The organism is Catenovulum adriaticum (assembly GCF_026725475.1).
GTDB lineage: Bacteria > Pseudomonadota > Gammaproteobacteria > Enterobacterales > Alteromonadaceae > Catenovulum > Catenovulum adriaticum.
On record NZ_CP109966.1, the window covers coordinates 41,729 to 61,677 of the forward strand.

Here is a 19,949-nt window from a genome sequence, read left to right on the forward strand (position 1 = left end):
TCACCTTTTTAGCATAAACAACCAAAATATAAAAAAGACAAAATTAAAAATTACAACAACAAAAAAAGTGATTAAACCGTGAGCAAAAGCACTAATAGGTTTAAAAACTCACGATTTTGGAGGCTTAAATGTCATCAGTAGAAGAATTTGAAAATCAACCGGTTGCACCCAAAAATCTACAAGGTGCAAAAACATTTGCCGCAAGCTATTCAGGTGAGCATGTCGCGGGGACCGAGTTTGTTATAGGCGCTTTATTTGTTTCATGGGGCGTGGGCGCTGCAGATATATTAATAGGTTTATTAATTGGTAACTTATTAGCTGTATTAACTTGGGGTTTAATTACAGCACCGATTGCCACGGATACTCGCTTAACGTTATATGCGTATTTAGAAAAAATTGCAGGCCCGGGTACCATTAAATTATACAGTGTGATTAATGGCATACTCTTTTGTGTACTTGCTGGGGCAATGATTACCGTTTCTGCTTCTGCTGTTCGGATATTATTTGGCATTCCTGATCAGGTTGGGTATTTTCCAACCGACTTACGCTTTGTACTAGTTGTATTAGGGGTAGGGGCAGTAGTTGTTTACATGGCCGTTAAAGGTTTTGAAAAACTTGCCGCCTTTGCCGAAATATGCGCCCCTTGGATGATTTTAATGTTCTTGGTAGGTGCACTTGTGATGTTACCGACAACGGTTGCTGCTACGGCAGGGGTTGATAGCATTAATAGCTTTAATGACTTTTTAACCGTTGCAAGTGAATCTATTTGGAAAGATACCGAAGGGGATATTGGTATTTGGCATGTTATCGCTTTTGCTTGGGTTGCTAACCTAGCAATGCACGGCAGCCTAGGCGATATGACGCTACTACGTTTTGCCAAAAAAGCAAAATATGGTTATTTTTCAGCTTTAGGTATGTTTATTGGTCACTATATGGCTTGGATTTGTGCGGGTATTATGGGCGCAGGCGCAGCTATTTTACTTAACACCAGCATTACCGCAATCGACCCAGGTTCAGTTGCTTATACCGCATTAGGTGCATCGGGTATTTTAGCGGTTATTATTGCTGGTTGGACTACCTCTAACCCAACAATCTATCGTGCCGGTTTAGCTTTTAGTTCGTTAAACCATGCTTGGGGCCGTACCCGTGTGACTATAGTCGTCGGCGTTATTACCACCATTATTGCTTGCTCTCCGTTTGTATTTTCTGGTTTATTGGGTTTTGTTGGCTATATGGGTTTATTGCTTGCACCCGTTGGCGCTATTATTGTAATCGAGCACTGGTTATTCCCTAAGCTGGGCTTAACGCGGTACTGGTCTAAGTATAAAGGCAACACCACTAACTGGGCTGCATTTATTACCTGGATTGTATCTATGGTGGGCGGTATTGCTGTTGAACAAGCTGGATTATTACATTTATTCTTTATGCTCATTCCAATTTGGATTTTTGCAACCTTGCTTTATATCGGTTTAGCGGTATTAATGGGAGCAAAAGCGACATACCCAGCAGCAGCTCAAGCTGAACAAACTGAACTTGAACGTAAACAAGTTGAGCAAAGCTATTTAAGAGATGAGTCAATTAAACAACAATCAAGCACAGAAAAACAGCGTTTACCTATGCTGGTTAATTTTGCGATTATCACAGCTTACGTTTCTTTAGCGGCTTGTCTTGCTATTGGTATTGCGGCTTGCATCGAACAAGAGGTTGAACTTGCTAGTAACGTGCTGATTTTCCCAACCTTAATTTATTTTGTGAGTGCAACTTATGCTTACCTTGCAAAAAGTAAATTTGAAAAAACATCTTCTAATGTGTCTACAGGCCCTAGCACTGTAAACCCATAAATATGTTTTTTTAATATCAGTCCCTGTGTGTCGGCTTTTTAAAGGACTAAAAAGTCGATTTTTCTTACCTGTTACAGCCCACCTAAAGCCCTTTTAAAAGTCGCTCAATTTTTGAATTACCCATATCCTTTGGGGGGACATAATTGTTAAATCGAATAAAGATACCAACCCAATGCAAATAAGATTTTTCGGTTGTGTAACGATAGTGTTTAGTTATGAGTTCCGTTTTAATCGACTCGATAAATTTAGATTTAGCATCAACAACTCCTTAAACTCAAGTTATTGCTTACTTATACAGTTATAAATGGTGATCTACCAAAAACTCAGATTATTTCTCGCTTTGTTTTTAATAAGGTATTGGTTTCTTGGAGATGGTAGTTATTTAACAATATGATTTTATTTATGTTTTTTAATAATGAATTTACATAACGACCCTTTACGTGGCTCGCTTTGACGATAGGCTTGCTTTCTATCTGAAAATTCTTGTTGCTTTTTAAAGAGTTAATGCTTAAGTTTATGAAATTATTAATTTAAAGCTTATTGGAATGGCGTTGTTAAACTCAATGTTAAAAAGTTCTATACGCTCTTCTAATGAGTAAGCTGTTAGGTTTTTATCGGTGAAAATTGGCAACATTATTCTCATTGGATTTGTTACTGCTGTTTCAGCTTTAATAGCTGCCAAATATATTTCTAATTCCACTGAGCCTGTTAAATTAGTTGAAAAGTCATTTTATTGTTCTGGTAACTCTTGTGAATATATCTTTGAATTAGAAAACACTTCAAATGATCAGCATTCAGGAATAGTTCACATCCACTTTAGAGATAACTTGGGAATTGGTAGTTACAAATCGACGGCATCCATGCTTGGTACTGTGGAGAAATCATTTATGCTGAAACCAAATGAATCTGTAGTTATTTCTGATATTTACAAAACAGATAGGCAAAATATTAATGTTTATTATGCAGTTTCAACAAACAAAACCTAACAAAAACGTCATGGTGGGAATTTTACTCGCTGAAAAAGCGCTCCTAAAATCCCCATATGTTAAGCGTTATATGCCTCTAGCAATGGACAGCATAGGAAATAAATGAAAATACTAATTAATACCAATCAAAGCAAAACCGTTTTGGCACGATTTAGAGCGAAGGTTGACGGTTTGGTGCCTGGAACCGACTTTGAAAAGCAAAGGAATAGCCTAATACGACTTGTAGTTAATTCTATGGAGAACAGTCCTGAGCAATGGGATGAAATGTGTCAAATCAATATCGAATGGATTGGAGATAGCTTTATAAGTCGACTTTCTGATGAAGAGCAAGAATTGTCAAAAGAAAGACTAGATGATATTTGCTCTATGTGCTTTAGGTTTCTGTTTGAGCTATACCTCTCGATGAAAAATGATCTGTCAATGGAGTTTGAGGCTGCACGACGTTTCGTATTCAACAACGTTGATTCTTTTGAAGCTAGCGCTAGAGAGCAAATTGAATATGCTATTCGTGAAATGCCAATTTCTATATTCAAGGTCATTTCCAATAGTGAAGCTATTACAAGCATCAAGGACTTTAACTCAGTTTCTTCTAAGGCAGAGCAACTAAAGGCTGATTGGGAATCGGAGATATCAGAAAAGGAAGGTAGGGCTAATACACTTAAAAAATCATTAGAAAAATATGAGAACGGCTTTAACTTCGTAGGCTTGTATCAGGGTTTTGATGATTTATCTAAAGAGAAGGTTAAAGAAAAAGACAACCTCCTTTTCTGGTTAAGAATTTTATCTGTGATGATAGTTCTACCAATCCTAGCTGAGTTGGTTTTCGTTTACTGGAATATTAAAGATATAGCTGCAGTTAAAGAGGGCATAATTGTTTCAATATTTCCAACTATCTCATTGGTAGCTATATCTATATATTATTTTAGAGTTTTGCTATTCAACTTCAAGTCGGTTAAGTCGCAGCTTCTCCAGATAGATCTTCGTAAAACACTTTGTAGATTTATTCAAAACTATTCTGATTACTCTTCTGAAATAAAAAAACAAGATGCGGATTCACTATCTAAGTTTGAAAACATAATCTTTTCAGGAATAGTTGCAGATGACGGTAAGCTGCCATCTACTTATGATGGAGTCGAACAGCTAGGCAAGCTAATAAAATCAGCTAAATCATGAATTCGCATATAATATATAAGGATATGTTGCGAAAAATTTGAATTTTTTCATTATGAAAATACCTTTTACTCAAGTGTTTGCACTGCCAATGTTAAGTGTATCTTGATACAAGAAAAGCAAATGTATTAAATACGGATTGATTATTTACTCGATACTTAACAACTAAATTACAGGGAAAGCGCTATACCTTCAATAATGTTTACATAAATTTACACATTTAAAATGTATTATTTTAATAATAAAAGCCAAGGCAAACCAATGAGTACATTAAGCTGGCTCAACAAAGGAGGGAGGAAGTTAATAACTTTAATGGTTGGGATTTATTTCGCTCTTACCTGCTTGCGTGGGCTTAAACGCAGTGAGTTTTTTATGGCAAGATAAACGAACCACCAGAAATTTAATTTAAATTATCATATTACAAAAAAATATGGACCGATCATTATTTGCTGAGTCATCTAGCGCTAAAAATATTGTGAACCAAACTGGACGTCTCTAATACTGGCCAATTTGAATCTAATAACCCCTTGTTGACTGCTAAAGTCATCGGAAAAGCCTGTTTTTCATGTCGGTGTAGATATATGACGAGATTATGTGTAAATGGTTAAATTAGGTCAATATAAGTCAATTAGATGTATTTTATGTAACCTTAAACAGCGTTTTAATTGATTTAATGTATGTTTAATGCTATTAATCTGTGGTTTATTTTTTAATCTGATTATTTTAAGTCATATTTATTCATTTGTATGTGTAGCTAATAAAAATTAATTAGTAGATAAACTTTAAAATATTTGGATTTTTGTATTACGGGGTGAAGCATTAATGATAAATAGAAGAAATTTTTTGCTGGGCAGTGCAGGTGTGGCAACAGCTGCAGCTTTGTATAACTCGGATTGGCTAACGGAGTTAAAAAAAGAATACCCAAATGTTTTAATGTTAATAGTGGATGATTTAAACGATTGGGTTGGGCCTATGCAAGGGCATCCAAATGCGAAAACACCAAATATTGATAAGTTGGCCGGCAACGCCACTACATTTACCAATGCCCATGCTTCGGCGCCACTTTGTGGGCCTTCCAGAGCCAGTATTATGACGGGCTTAGCACCATCAACTACAGGCATTTATGGGCACATAAACGATAATGACATTCGTGCCGCGAGTGATAAAACCGCACATTCAATCTTTTTAAGTGAATATTTTAAAGATCATGGATATTACACAGCGGCCGTAGGAAAGGTATTTCATCAACGAGTAGCTGATGGCAGTTTTGATGATTATGGCGGCCGTGTTAAAGGGTTTGGCCCGTATAGAGATGAAAAATTTGTGTGGAATGACCCCAGAACCAATACGGATTGGGGCGCGTTTCCAGAAAAAGATGAGCAAATGCCAGATTATGATTCAGCTCATTGGATAGCTGATAAATTAGCAACTGATCATGATAAGCCGTTTTTTATGGCCTGTGGTTTTTTACGTCCTCATGCGCCTTGGTATGTGCCACAAAAATGGTTTGATATGCATCCTATTGAACAGGTTCAATTACCACCTTATATTCCAAAAGATTTAGCCGATGTGCCTGAGATAGCAAAAAAAGTCACTGATCATCCCATGATGCCAACCACTGAGTGGGCGCTTGAAAATGGTCATTACCGAGATATAGTTCAAGCTTATTTGGCGAGTGTTTCTTTTGTTGATTCCTGTGTAGGTATTGTATTAGATGCCTTAGAAAAAAGTGCATATGCGGACAATACCGCAGTAGTGCTTTGGGGCGATCATGGTTATCACATAGGTGAAAAAGACAAATTTGCTAAAATGACCCTCTGGGAAAGAGCCACCCGAACCCCATTGATTATTAAGCCACCTAAATCACAAGGCAAGCAAGTGAGTAATAAGCCGGTTAGCTTGTTAGATTTATATCCTACTTTGGTTAAAATGTGTGGTTTACCTGAAAACCCAACTAATGAAGGGCGTGACTTAACCCCGTTATTGAACGATCCTAATGCCAAGTGGCAGCACGCTGCAGTGACTACATATGGTGAAAAAAATCATGCTATTAAAACTGAAAAATACCGTTATATTCGATACGAAGATGGTAGTGAAGAATTATATGATCATACTTTAGATCGTAACGAGTGGCGTAATTTAGCGACCGATCCTCAATACGCTGAAGTTAAACGTGAACTGGCAAAACATTTACCAGCTATAGATGCGCCTTGGTCTGAAAAAACCTATTACGACGGCAATGATTATTTTTTACAAAAAACGGTAGAAGCAGGCGCTAAAGGTCGAATGTAAGGTGTAAAGTGCTTAATAAATCGTTAAAAAAATATTTAAGGTAGGAGAAAACTTAAAGGTATGTCGAAGATGGCGCCGCGATATTTGAGTTAATCGCGGCGTTTATGCTTAAATCATTTTCTCCTGAACGCTCTTTATTAGCTAACCATTAAAGGTTCAGGAAAAAATTGAGTTTAGTTTGCATTAATAATTACAGTCTGGGTTTTAAAGCCTTTGGCTTTTGCCGTGACTTTGATAAGACCAGCTTCACGTGTTGATTGAATTATCGCAAGCGCACGCCCTTGGCTTGTTTTTAAACTATTGGATTGAAAATCCTGAATATTATCAGGTGCGCCATTATCAACCCCTAACAGTTTTGCCGGACCGTCAATTTCAAACTCTACCTTAAAGTCTTTAAAGGTAATGTCTCGCCCTTGAGCATCTTGAAGTTGAACAACTAAGTGTGCAACATCATAACCATCTGCCTTAAGCTTAGCTGTATCAGTTTGCAATTTAAAACCAGCTGGTTTGGTTGTGGTTGCGAGTATCACTTCTTGTTCTTGTCCGTTAAAACCCGCTTTGGCAGTCAATGTGCCAGCTTCGAACGGGACAACCCAACGCATAATCCGGTTACCGCTTTCAGACATACTACGAAAACCCAATGAACGGCCATTTAATAATAACTCGACGGTTGCATGGTTTGATGCAACTTCTACCAAAACATTTTCGCCTTTTTCATAGTTCCAATGTCTATTTGAATCACGCCATTTAAAGCTGCCACCCCAACCGTTGCTGTCTTTTGTTAGTGGAACGGCTAAACCTGAAAGTTCGTCAACGCTAAAGCCAGAATCGTCTAGTGGTAAAGTACCTAAAGATAAGTGAGGCTCATTAACCCAAATGCTTTTGAAGTAGTTCCAGCCTTGGCGTTTAAACCCAGCCAAATCCAAAATATCGCCCCAACCACTTTTCTCAGGCCATTTATTGTGGCGTTCACCCATATAATCTATGCCTGTCCACATGAAAATACTAAATACACCTGGCTGTTGCATAACTTGCAGCCAGTCACCCCATAAGCCCGGGTTTTCATTAATAGTAATGAGTTTGTCAGGGAAATGGGTTTGAGCCCAAGGAATGGTTATATTGCGATAACTAAAGCCAGCAATATCAACGGTATCAGCATAACCGGTCACCATGCTTACTTGTGGAATAATCATATTGGTTGTAATAGGACGGCTAGAATCAAGATTACGTGTCCATTTCGCTAATTTTTCAGCGGTTTCGTGTAACTTATATTCGCCTTTTTCTGATTCGTCGTAACGCTTTTTAAGTTCTTGTGGGGTAAATTTAGGTAGACCACCCCAAAAGTTGTTATTGTCTAGTTCAGGTTTACTTGGATCCCAATAACCAGTCACGTAGCGATAGTTTAGGTAAGTCCACTCAATTTCGTTACCTATGCTCCATTGCATCACACTTGGGTGGTTTCTGTCACGCAACATAGTGCGCTCTAAATCACTTTTTGCCCATTTTTGAAAGTGCATGTCATAGCCACGCGAGATGTAATCATCATGTCTGTCGTTTTTATTGAGACGTTTATCTTTAGCGTAATCAAATTCGTCAAAAAATTCGTTTTGAACCATAATACCTAATTCATCACATAGATCTAAAAACTCTTGTGAAAACGGATTATGAGCTGTTCTTATTGCGTTTACGCCCGCTGCTTTTAATGTTTGTAAGCGACGTTTCCAAACACCTTTTGGCACAGCTGCACCCACTAAACCACCATCGTGATGAAGACTAACACCCTTCATAAAGGTGGGTTTACCGTTTAAGAAAAAGCCTTTTTTGGCTTCAAATTTAATACTGCGAATACCAAAAGGGGTAATATATTCATCCACTACTTCACCATTTTTAGCAAGTGTTGTGACGGCGTTATACATATTAGGGGTTTGTATATCCCATAATTTTGGGTTGCTCACCGATAATTTTTGTTCAAACTCTTTTGATGATTCAGAACTAAGTGATAAATTTTTGCTGCTTTGCGCAACGCTATTACCTTGGGCATCAACTACATTTGTCGTTAAGGTAAATTTGGCTCGGGTATTATTGGTATTGTTGACCGTTACCTGAATATTCACGTCGGCTTTATCATTTGTGATATTGGGAGTGGTTACAAATGTGCCCCAAACCGGGATATGCAATTTATCAACTGTCACCAAGGTGACGTTTCTATATATGCCACTGCCTGTATACCAACGGCTATCTACATAACGAGAATGATCTACGTGTACGGTTAGCACATTATCGCTACCATCTGTTTTTAGTTTATCGGTTAAATCCCAATAAACAGGCGAGTAACCATAAGGGTTTTCCCCAAGTTGCTTGCCGTTTAACCAAAATGTTGCGTTGTTATAAACCCCATCGAATAAAACATAAATATTTTTGTTTGTTGGGTTAGCTGGTGTTTTAAAATGCTTTTGATAAATGCCGATACCACCAGGAAGGTAGCCCGTTGCGCCTTCCCACTTTTTGTCAAATGAAGCTTCAACACTCCAGTCGTGTGGTAATCTAACATCGCGCCAGTCTGCATCGTTCAGTGGTAGATTGGTTGGTTTTTCCTGACTATTTACCAAAGTAAACTTCCAGTCAAAGTTAAAGTCGGTTTCTCTATTTATTTGAGCAGCATAGCTGTGACTGACTAGAGTGAACATCAGTAAAAACACATTAATAATATTTTTTATTTTCATATCATCGCCCGAGTTAATTAATAATTACTTTAATATTGTTTTGATTATTATAAAATGTTAACAATATATTGGGTGTATTGTATATGAAAGTTGTTACTTAGATAGTATTAGTTGTGAGATTTTTATTTTTTTGAAAGCGACTTAGTATTTATAATTAATCTTAAGTAATTGTTTTAAAATGTTTAATTAATTGAACAAGCTGGTTTTTATTTTATAATTGTCAATTATTTACAACAAATTTTCATGGATTTACCTATGTTTTTATTTGAAAGTGTTAATTTGTATATGGAATTGGGTTAATATAACGGTCAATAGCTATGACTTTGTTAAGGCCAAATTAATACCCCAAAATAAATAAAAAAGAATAGTTTACTGTTTTAAAGTATTTACTAAGCAATGGTAATTTATTGATATTTGGATTTTATAAGTTAATTGGTTTATCCCTAAATCGGCTAACTTTACGGCGAAGTTTTAACAAGGTTTGGAAATATTTATTTAAAAAACTCTATCTACTGACATTAAAGGATAAAAAGTGAAAATATTAACCTTAAGCAAGATAGCAAAGTTATCTGTTGTAGCGCTTGCGATTAATTTAACGGCCTGCAGTGAAAAACCCGCGGAGCAAACCAGCATAAAAACATCTAACGAGAATAAACCTAATGTGGTTATTTTTTATGTGGATGATTTAGGTTACGGTGATGTTGGCGTTTATGGTGCAAAGGGCGTAGAAACGCCTAACATAGATAAATTGGCTAAAAACGGAATTCAGTTTACAGATGCGCATAGTAGTGCTGCTACCTGCACACCATCGCGTTATTCATTGTTAACGGGTGAGCATGCGTTTAGAAAAAATGCGAGCGTGCTTAAAGGTGATGCGGCCATGATTATTTCAACTGAGCAACCGACTTTACCTAAAATGTTAGCAAAAGTTGGGTATGAAACCGCCGTTGTGGGTAAATGGCATTTAGGCTTGGGAGATGGCTCAAAACCGATTGATTGGAACGATGCGATTAAACCTGGCCCATTAGAAATTGGCTTTGATTACAGTTTTTTATTGCCAGCAACGGGTGACAGAGTACCTACTGTTTATTTAGAAAATCATCATGTTTTAAATTTAGACAGTAATGATCCGCTTAGCGTTGATTACACTCAAAAAATTGGCAATCGTCCAACGGGTTATGAAAACCCTGAACTAGAGCGTCAAAGTGCTGATCACCAACATAATAAAACCTTAATCAACGGCATTGGTCGCATTGGTTGGATGGCTGGTGGCAAAAGCGCTGAATGGGTAGACGAAGATTTTTATCAAGTATTTACTAATAAAGCTAACGACTTTATTAAGCAAAATAAAGATAACCCATTTTTCCTATTTTTCTCATTCCATGACATTCATGTGCCTAGATTACCCAATGAAAAATTCCAAGGAAAAAGCAGCATGGGCGTTCGTGGTGATGCCATTGTGCAAATGGATTGGATAACAGGCCAGGTGGTTGATGAATTAGAAAAACAAGGTGTATTAGACAATACGTTAATTATATTTACCAGTGACAATGGCCCTGTCTTAAATGATGGTTACGACGATCAAGCGATTGAATTATTAGGCGATCATAAACCTGGAGGAATTTACAGAGGCGGAAAATATAGTGCCTATGAGGCGGGTACACGAGTTCCCACTATTATGCATTACCCCGCTAAAGTTAAACCCGGCGTTAGTGATGCGCTCATGAGCCAAATAGATGTATATGCTTCGGTTGCGAGTATGCTAAATATTGAATTATCAAATGATGAAGCCATTGATAGTGAAAATCAGGCAGATGCTTGGTTGAACGCTGATGCTAAAGGGCGCGAAGAATTAATTGAAGAAGCTTATACACTATCGCTACGCCAAGGCGACTGGAAATATATTGCGCCTAGTCAAAATGCCAATGAATGGGTAACAAATTTAAAGGGGATAGAGCCGGGTACACAGCCACAACCTCAGCTTTATAACCTTAAACTGGATCCCACGGAAAGTAATAATGTTGCGGAACAAAACCCAGAGATTGTAAACGCCCTTAAACAACGTTTAAACGAGTTGAAAAATAAATCAAGTCGAACCTAAAACAGTGTATTTTTATTGTTTTTAAATATAAATAACTGTACAAACCAGTAAGTTATAAACCAGTGCCACTGGCACTGGTTTATAACTATTCGTTGTATTTGTTCCCTTTCCCTACATCATTCAATTACCCTTGTTGAGTTTTTATCCTTTCAATAAAGTTATTTATTCTTCATCAATGCTTATTCGGTTATTAAATTTGATTTTTATATAAATTTTAATATTCGCATGTAAATTTACATTGAAGATGTGAAAACGTATAGTTAAGTAAATTTAACGCTAATTATATTTACAAAAAAATTACACTCGTGTTTAGTTTTTTAACTTTCTTTGAAATTCTAAACGCTCTATATTGTAAACAATAAATTGTAGTTTAATCTAAAGGCTGTTTATGAAAACAATAATAAAACCTGTTTTAATCTCTTTACTGGCAAGCTTTGTCGTGGCACCCAATTTGGCAAATGCCAAAGCACAAGCCGACCTACCTAATGTGGTTGTGATTTTAGCGGATGACTTAGGTTTAGGTGACGTGAGTAAATTTCATAAACAGTATTCGGATAAACCCGTTGTTGCACCAACACCAAATATTGACCAGCTAGCTCAAGCAGGTATGTCATTTATGGACGCACATTCGCCTACCGCATTGTGCGCACCAAGTCGCTATTCTGTGATGTCGGGTAATTCTACTTATCGAGGTTATGCGCCTTGGGGTGTATGGAGTAGTTTTGCACCAAGCTCAATCACTAATGACGATGCGACGATTGGGCGTGTTGCCAAACAAGCCGGCTATACAACGGGGTTTGTGGGTAAATGGCACTTAGGCGGCACATTTAATCTAAAAAGCGAAGATAAAGCATATCGTGGCCCAAAAACGGGTAAAGAAACTTTAAAAGTGGATATGCGTAAGTGGATTGACGACAACCCAAGCTCAATGGGATTTGATTATGACTTCACTACGCCAACCGGTGTTCAGGGACCACTTTATTTTTTGTATGAAAATAATGACTGGTATCCATTTTCGAAAAATTCAGAAATTGTATTCTTAGATGAAAATAATGCCATTGATCCCAAGTTTGTATCAGATAAAGGCCCAGGCATGGGTGATTCACACTGGAACGCTCGTGAATTAAATATGATGTTAGCCAATAAAGCGGCTGATTTTATTAAACGCAGCGCTGGCGATAAGCCGTTTTTGCTTAATTACTGGAGCCCAGCGGTTCATATTCCGCATACGCCACCTCAGCAAATTAATGGAAATAAAATTGCAGGGCAAACGCCAACTAATCATTTAGATATGAACTTGGTGCTGGATTTAGAAGTTAAAAAAATAGTTCAAGCTTTGAAAGACGCAGGTGAATATGACAATACATTGATTATTTTTACTTCTGACAATGGGGGACTCATTGATTTTAAAGCACAAAAACAGGGGCATAACTCTGCTGCTCAATATCGTGGCTATAAAAACCAACCTTACGAAGGCGGACATAGAGTGCCTTTTATTACAGTGTGGCCAGGTAAGATTAAAGCTAATACCCAAAGTGATAGCTTAGTAAACGGAACAGACATTGTTGCTACTTTGGCTAACATTATGGATGTGAAATTAAACGCTCATCAAGCAAAAGATTCGTGGAATTTATTACCTTTATTAGAAGGTAAACCTTACCAAGAAAGACCTTTGTTAATGGCCCAATCAGGCTCAGAAAATGAGTTAATGCTGCGTCAAGGCGATTGGAAAATTATCATAAAAACGAATTATAAATTAACCAAAAGAAAATTAATGAGTTTATATAATTTAGCAGATGACCCACAAGAAAAAAATAATTTGGTGAATGATTCTAAATACAAAGATAAAGCAAAAATGATGTACGAGTTATATTGGAAAATTCGAGAATCAGGTGAGCGTACTGCACCGGTAATGTAATTTTAATAATGCTGCTGAAAATGTCAGCAGAGATAAAATTGATTTTGTATATAAATAATATGTTTTAAATAATTCAACCTCAATTCGGCTTAAGGTGTATTTTAACGAGTTGAGGTTAATCTGTATCATCCGGATTATTTTAGGAATAATAATGAAGTTCAGTACAGTAAAACCGATATTGATCAGACGATCATTCAATAATTTTATTTTTAGGGATCGTCAGATCCTCTTAAAAAACATAAAATAGCACTTCAATTTATTGAGGTGAATATGAAATTAAAAATCAAACGGTTAGATCATCATGGAATTGTAGCAGGCGTAATTGACGACTTGAAACTAGTTGAATTAATAGACCAATATTTACCTCAAGATGAAAAGCAAGAGATAACACCAGGTGAAGCGGTTAAAGGCATGATTATGAACGGGTTGGGCTTTTCTAACCGACCTTTGAGCCTCACACCACAATTTTTTGAAAATTTGCCAATGGAGCATCTTTTTAGACAAGGAGTCGAGGCAAGTCACTTTAACCGTCACAAATTAGGACGCACACTCGACCAATGCAGCGACTTTGGTTGTGACAATCTTTTTGCTCGTATTGCCTATCAAGCTTGCCAAATAGAGCAAGTCGACACCCAATTTCAATCTTTAGATACAACAAGTTATTCACTTACAGGCCAATACAATATAGATGATGAACAAGAAGATGAAATTCCAATTCAAATCAAACATGGATACAGCAAAGACCATAGACCTGATTTAAAACAAATCGTGCAAGAGATGATTGTTACGCAAGACGGCGGCGTCCCTATGCTCAGTAAAAATTGGGATGGCAATGCATCTGACAGCACTATATTTAGAGAGCGTGCCAGCGCATTGGTAGATACATTCAAAGCAAGCGATGCCCCCAAATTTTGTATAGCAGACAGCAAATTTTACCACAAAGAAAATGCCGAATTTCTCCAACAAATTCGATTTATCACTCTCATTCCATCCACGATAAAATTAGAAAATCAGTCCATTTCAGAAGCGTTAACGGCCAATGATTGGACACGTATCAACGACAACTATCAATACAGACCGCTTAGAGTTGAGCATATGGATATTGAGCAGCGTTGGCTGGTTGTTTACTCTAACGCAGCAAAAGCACGTGCACAGAAAAGCATCGAAGGTTTAGTGGCTAAAGAGCGCAAAGCATTGGATAAAGCCCTATTTCATTTGCAAGCGCAAAGATTTGCTTGTGAAACGGATGCACAAAGCGCCTTAGCAGTATTAGATAAAAAGCAAAAATACCATAGTTTAAGCATTGCTGAGTGCAACGCACATAATCAATATGAAGGAAAAGGCCGACCCAAAAAAGATGCGGTGGTTCAATCAGTGCAATGGCAACTTATCGGCCAAGTGACCGAAGATAAAGCCGCGCAACAGAATTACGTCGAACAAAAATCTTGTTTTGTATTGGCAACAAATGCCTGTGAAACTGAGTTAAGCGATGAATGCGTTTTTGAGCGCTACAAAGCGCAATCTCATGTTGAGCGAGGGTTTAGATTTTTAAAAGACCCACTATTTTTTGTCTCGTCACTTTTTATAAAAAAGCCAAGCAGAATCGATGCCTTGTTGATGATTATGACGCTGTCGTTATTGGTTTATAGCATAGGTCAAAGACGGTTACGTGCGAATATGGCTAAAGCGCAAATAACCATTCCAAATCAGATAAATAAACCAATTAGCAATCCAACTTTACGTTGGGTATTCCAGTGTTTTGAAGGTGTAAACCTAGTGCAGCTTGATACCCACTATGACTATGAGTTGGTGCATGTGGATGGGATAAATGACGTGAGGAATAGTGTAATCCAGCAGCTCGCAGGATGTGCTGAACGCTACTATAAAATTAATAATTTTGAGCTTGGGGTCTGATCAATGTCGGGTAAAACTTAATCGCACCCTTGTGTTAGTTTCTGCCGCATTGTTTGGATTAAACGCCTGCTCTAACGCCAACAACTCAACCGATTTAACGCCAGCTCAAACCCCAGCAGTTTCAGAAAATCAAACTAAGCCTAATGTAATTTTGATTTACGCAGATGATATTAGTGCACGAGAGTTCTCAATTTATCAATCCAAAAAATGGTCAGGTTTTCGTGGGAAAACGGTGTCAGATCCAGAAAAATTAGCCGAAATACCTGTTATAAGTGAAATTGCGAACCAAGGTATGTTTGTTGAAAATGCATGGGCTGCAACGGTTTGCTCACCGAGTCGTGCAATGTTAATGACTGGCAGATATGCCAATTTACATAAATGGTGGCACAACAAAGATTATGGTTTGGTTACTGACGAAAAAACAGGTCAAAAAAGACCAGTTCGTTTATACGAAACTTCACCATTTCAAATTGGTCAGTTAGCTAATACCTCAGGTTATCAATCTATTTGGGTTGGGAAAACGCAAATGGGGCATACGGATGGCTTTGAAAACTATGGATTTGATGAAGGCGTTTTTACACCCGGTTTAAAATACCCTGACTTAAGCCCTTATACGACATTTGGCGTTCAGGCTAAAAAAGTGGATGGTGTAAGGGTGTTATATAATGTTGATTCAGGTAAATCAATTGAAGGTTTTAGCTATGTGCAACAAGGTTGGTATTGGAAACCAAATGTTGAGCTGTTTAACCATCCTAGTGCAAAATCAGAGTTAGAATATTGGCCAAATACATCTGAATCTAAAGAAAAATTTGGCGTTAATACGTTTGGTCCAGATGTCGAATTAGACTTTATTTTTGATTTTATCGATCGTCAGCATAGTCAAAATAAGCCATTTTTTGTCTATCACACGACGCACTTAGGCCATGATGCTTTTGATTTTTTACAACCAGAGTCAAAAGACAAATGGCCTGGTACGCCAATTGTTAATTGGGATGGCGAAAAATACACACGAGTTAAGCCCAATATTACAGGTGAAAAAGGTCAGTATAATTTAAACGGAACTGTAACTGATCCAGGTATGCATAATCATGTTAAATATTTAGATTATCAAATTTGGCTATATTTAGAAAAACTGAAAAAATTGCAGATTCAAAACGATACTATTTTGATTATTGCAGCCGATAATGGCACAAGCGGTTATGGTAAACACAGCCATGTTAAGCAACAAGGTACACATGTTCCGTTTATTGTTTATGCGCCAGGTCAGCAAATGACAAAAAAAGGTAAGCAGCCAATTATTGCGTCAATGGCTGATATTTTGCCGACGTTAGCCGATATTATGGGAAGCGAAATTCCCCAAGGCTATGAAATTAACGGTAAAAGCCTGTGGCCTTTTTTAACCACAGACGCAAAAACACATCGTGAATGGATTTATGCGTACAAAAAAGACAAAACTTTGATCCGCGGCAATTATGTAATGAAAGATGGAAATGATAATTGGTGGAATGTCACTACAACGCCAGATGATTTAGACAGCTTTGAAAAAATAAATGATTGGAGCAAAGTATCTGAACAAGCTAAAAAAGAGCGTGATAAATTAAATGCTGTAATCCCTCAATTTGATGTTTACGAGACAGCGCACGATCCTGATTCAATTTGAAATTAAGTCTTTATTCAGCAAAGCGTAAACGAACGTAAATTCGTTTACGCTTTTTATCTTGAGTAAAATTAAAGTCGTTTAACCCATTTATCTAATTTATAAAAATCGTTATTGTTAAGAGTTTCGCTGGTTGTTGCGCGGCCGTCTTCGGTTCGAGTAATAGTGACGTTATTAGCTCGCTCAACATTAATCGGACGGACAGACGCGGTAATCGTTTTATTTTTAAGTTAATGTTTTTATTTAGCTTATTTTGATTACCTATGTTGCTTTAAATGATTTGAGTTTGTCGATTTTAAACTAGGACAAATGTGTGATTTTAATTGTTATTTCTTCTGACGTTAATTTAAATATAATGTATATTGTTTACAATTATGTGGGATTTGAATTAATATTAAACCCAAAAATCCATGCCAGCTTAAATGAGAAAATGAATGTTCAAAACATGTATTAAAACGGCAGTTTACTTAGCGGTAGCTTTGCAGCTTGGTTGCTTAAATCACAAGAGTACTCACACGGTAGACATAGTTGATGAAGCCACCTCGTCAAACGATTCATCCTCCGTCAGTTCTAAAACAGGTCATACGGCGGCTTATCATCAAAATGATCACCAACCAACTAACATCACAGGTTTATCTCCTCAAGAGTCGTTGGCTACTATGGTGGTTCAAGATGGTTTTAAAATGGAATTGGTCGCACATGAGCCTATGGTCGAGGAACCTGTAACGATCTCGTTTGATGGAAACGGCCGTATGTACGTTGCTGAAATGTTAACTTACATGCAAGATTTAGATGGCACAGGCCAAATGGAAGCAAGCAGTCGGATCAAACGTTTAGAAGATACCGATAATGATGGCGTAATGGATAAATCTACTGTTTTTGCTGAAAACTTATTACTGCCAAGGATGATATTACCGTTAGAAGACGGCAAGGTTGTTGTTCGCGAAACCAATACATTTGATTTTCTATTATTAGAAGACACAGACGGTGATGGTGTTGCTGATAAGCGCAGCACTATTTATGAAGGGGGTCCTAGAGGCGGTAATTTAGAACATCAGCCTAGTGGTTTGATTTGGGGCTTAGATAATTGGCTTTATGTGACCTACACCAATAAAAGATACAAAATTAAAAATGGAAAAATTATTTCACAAAATACCCGGTTTGGTGGTGGACAATGGGGTATAGGACAAGATGAAGCTGGCCGTTTATATTATTCTGCTGCGGGTGCTGAAGAGCCAGTATTTGGATTTAACTACCCAAGTGTTTACGGCATGGTTCCGGTTGACGGTGAAACTGAAGCTGGCTTTAACGAGGTATTTCCAATTGAGCAGATTCCAGATGTTCAAAGTGGCAAGCCTAGATTGAGAGACGACAATACGCTTAATCACTTTACAGGTATTGCTGGCCAAAGTATTTATTTGGGTGACAAATTTCCAGAAATTTACGGTAACTATATTGCGCCTGAGCCTGTCGGAAATTTAGTTCGTCGTGCTGATATCACCAGAGATGATGGTTACTCTGTTATTAGCCATCCTTATCAAGCTCAGCAAAAAGAATTTATTGCATCAACAGATACTGCATTTAGACCGGTATGGAGTGAAACCGGCCCAGATGGCACCATTTATTTAGTCGATATGTATCGTGGCATTATTCAAGAAGGTAACTGGACGAAAAAGGGCAGTTTTTTACGTGCCGTTATCGAAAAATTTAATTTAGATAAAATTATTGGTGGCGGGCGAATTTATCGTATTACAAAACCAGGAATAGATTTGGGCAAACAGCCTAAGATGTACGATGAAACCGCTGCTGAGTTAGTGAAATATTTATCACATCCTAACCAATGGTGGCGGATTAATGCCCAAAAATATATCGTATTGTCTGAAGACAAGTCTGTCGCGCCAGCGTTAAAAGCGATGGCTCAATCTAATAAAAACCCACTAGCTCGTTTACATGCGCTATGGACTTTAGAAGGCTTGGGTATCTTAGATAAAGAGTTATTGATTACCAAATTTGCTGACACTAATGTAAATGTGCGTACTGCTGCGCTTAGAATTTCTGAGCAGCTAGTGACAAAAGAGAATCAAAGTATGGTTAAGCTTTGGAAAACTCAAATAAAAAATGCGGACATTGAAATGGCGCAACAAATTTTGTTGTCTACTTTTTATGTTGATACCAGTGATGAAAACCGTAATGCTATTCGTGATTTAGTACTAGCCAAGTATCCACATAAAAAAGGCTTACTCGCGATTGATAAAGCCCTGCAATATCAAATTAAAGAAAAACAAGCACAAGCTGAACTTGCCAAAAATAACAAGGTGCTTGCTGAATCGATTATCCGCGGGAAACAACATTTTGATTCATTATGCTCTACCTGTCACGGTAAAGATGGCCAAGGAGCTCAAGCCGGAGATAAACTCATGGCACCTAGTTTTGCTAATAGTCGTCATGTAAACGGTGATGTGTCAGTTTTAGGCCGTATTGTATTAAACGGATTGACCGGGCCAATAGATGGTAAAACTTACCTAGCTGGGATAATGGCACCGATAGCCGATAGTGACGATCTTTATATTGCCGATGTACTTACTTATATTCGTAATAGCTTTGGTAACAAAGCCACTATGGTTACGCCTGAACAAATTGCTTCAATTCGTAAAATTGAACATCGCTCAACCCCATGGACCAGTGATGAACTAGACGAACTCTATAACCAAAAATTAACGAATAAAAAGCTGTGGAAATTTAGTGCCAGCCATAATTCAACAAAATTTGATGCATTAATTGATGGGAAAGCTGATTGGAATAAATGGGATAGCGAACATTTACAAGAAATTGGCATGTGGCTGCAGGTAGAACTACCACAAATTTATCAGATTAGTCGAGTTGATATGGATTGTCGAAAATGGAATTGGCGTTGTGCAACCGCATTTGATTTAGCGTTTTCTGTAGATGGTGTAAATTGGCAGGTGGTCGACTCTAATATTGAAAATAGCGCGCAAAGAGTGAGTCAGACATTAGGTCATAAAGCCAAATATATACGCTATGTCTTAAAAAATGGTAGTCCAAAACAAACTTGGTCTGTCACTGAAATCGATATTTTTGGTAGCCCGGTTAAGTAAACCTAAACCTGTCTTTTAAGTCAGTATAAACTGTCAGATTTGTATAATATTAATCAATTAAATCTGACAGTTATATAAAGCAATAATCACGCAAATTTATTCTAATCTCTTTATTTTATTCATTCGGTTTTCGGGTTGAATTAAGTGAGTGACAAACAAACTATCATCAGTTTGTTTTGAATGCGTATAGCAATATTTCAGCTGTGGTTAATAAATTGACTTTATTTGCTT

At 37.4% G+C, this 19,949-nt stretch carries 11 protein-coding genes; 9 read left to right on the top strand and 2 right to left on the bottom strand.

The window, feature by feature from the left end; translation table 11 throughout:
- The first annotated feature begins 128 nt into the window (after positions 1–128).
- Positions 129–1,841 carry a purine-cytosine permease family protein gene (locus OLW01_RS14160; RefSeq protein WP_268076591.1) on the top strand — a complete coding sequence of 571 codons (1,713 nt, stop codon included), beginning with the start codon at positions 129–131 and terminating at the stop codon, positions 1,839–1,841.
- 82 nt (positions 1,842–1,923) lie between these two features.
- Here the strand turns inward: OLW01_RS14160 and OLW01_RS18490 are convergent, their stop codons facing one another.
- Positions 1,924–2,082, bottom strand: coding sequence for a phage integrase N-terminal SAM-like domain-containing protein (locus OLW01_RS18490; protein WP_428980201.1), 159 nt, complete (start codon positions 2,080–2,082; stop codon positions 1,924–1,926).
- Between the two features lie 376 nt (positions 2,083–2,458).
- On the opposite strand from OLW01_RS18490, the gene OLW01_RS14165 reads away from it, so the two are divergent.
- The 3 genes from OLW01_RS14165 (at position 2,459) to OLW01_RS14175 (ending at position 6,289) form a co-directional block, all read left to right on the top strand.
- Positions 2,459–2,827, top strand: a complete 369-nt coding sequence (locus tag OLW01_RS14165; protein WP_268076592.1) for a hypothetical protein — start codon at positions 2,459–2,461, stop codon at positions 2,825–2,827.
- Positions 2,828–2,929: 102 nt separating this feature from the next.
- Positions 2,930–4,000, top strand: a complete 1,071-nt coding sequence (locus OLW01_RS14170; RefSeq protein WP_268076593.1) for a hypothetical protein — start codon at positions 2,930–2,932, stop codon at positions 3,998–4,000.
- An 819-nt stretch (positions 4,001–4,819) separates the two neighbouring features.
- Entirely contained in the window at positions 4,820–6,289 is a 1,470-nt protein-coding gene (locus tag OLW01_RS14175; protein ID WP_268076594.1) for a sulfatase-like hydrolase/transferase, read from the top strand.
- A 173-nt stretch (positions 6,290–6,462) separates the two neighbouring features.
- Here OLW01_RS14175 and OLW01_RS14180 read toward each other — a convergent pair whose 3' ends face one another.
- Positions 6,463–9,012, bottom strand: a complete 2,550-nt coding sequence (locus OLW01_RS14180) for a glycoside hydrolase family 2 TIM barrel-domain containing protein (RefSeq protein WP_268076595.1) — start codon at positions 9,010–9,012, stop codon at positions 6,463–6,465.
- Positions 9,013–9,598: 586 nt separating this feature from the next.
- Between OLW01_RS14180 and OLW01_RS14185 the strand changes: the two genes are divergently transcribed.
- The 5 genes from OLW01_RS14185 to OLW01_RS14205 all read left to right on the top strand — a co-directional run bounded on the left by OLW01_RS14185 (position 9,599) and on the right by OLW01_RS14205 (position 19,718).
- Positions 9,599–11,113, top strand: coding sequence for a sulfatase family protein (locus OLW01_RS14185; protein ID WP_428980202.1), 1,515 nt, complete (start codon positions 9,599–9,601; stop codon positions 11,111–11,113).
- Between the two features lie 388 nt (positions 11,114–11,501).
- Positions 11,502–13,031 carry a sulfatase family protein gene (locus tag OLW01_RS14190; protein ID WP_268076597.1) on the top strand — a complete coding sequence of 510 codons (1,530 nt, stop codon included), beginning with the start codon at positions 11,502–11,504 and terminating at the stop codon, positions 13,029–13,031.
- A gap of 270 nt (positions 13,032–13,301) precedes the next feature.
- Positions 13,302–14,945, top strand: coding sequence for an IS1634 family transposase (locus OLW01_RS14195; RefSeq protein ID WP_268073610.1), 1,644 nt, complete (start codon positions 13,302–13,304; stop codon positions 14,943–14,945).
- A 31-nt stretch (positions 14,946–14,976) separates the two neighbouring features.
- Positions 14,977–16,605, top strand: a complete 1,629-nt coding sequence (locus tag OLW01_RS14200) for a sulfatase-like hydrolase/transferase (protein WP_268076598.1) — start codon at positions 14,977–14,979, stop codon at positions 16,603–16,605.
- Positions 16,606–17,036: 431 nt separating this feature from the next.
- Entirely contained in the window at positions 17,037–19,718 is a 2,682-nt protein-coding gene (locus tag OLW01_RS14205; RefSeq protein WP_268076599.1) for a PVC-type heme-binding CxxCH protein, read from the top strand.
- The last annotated feature ends 231 nt before the right edge of the window (positions 19,719–19,949 follow it).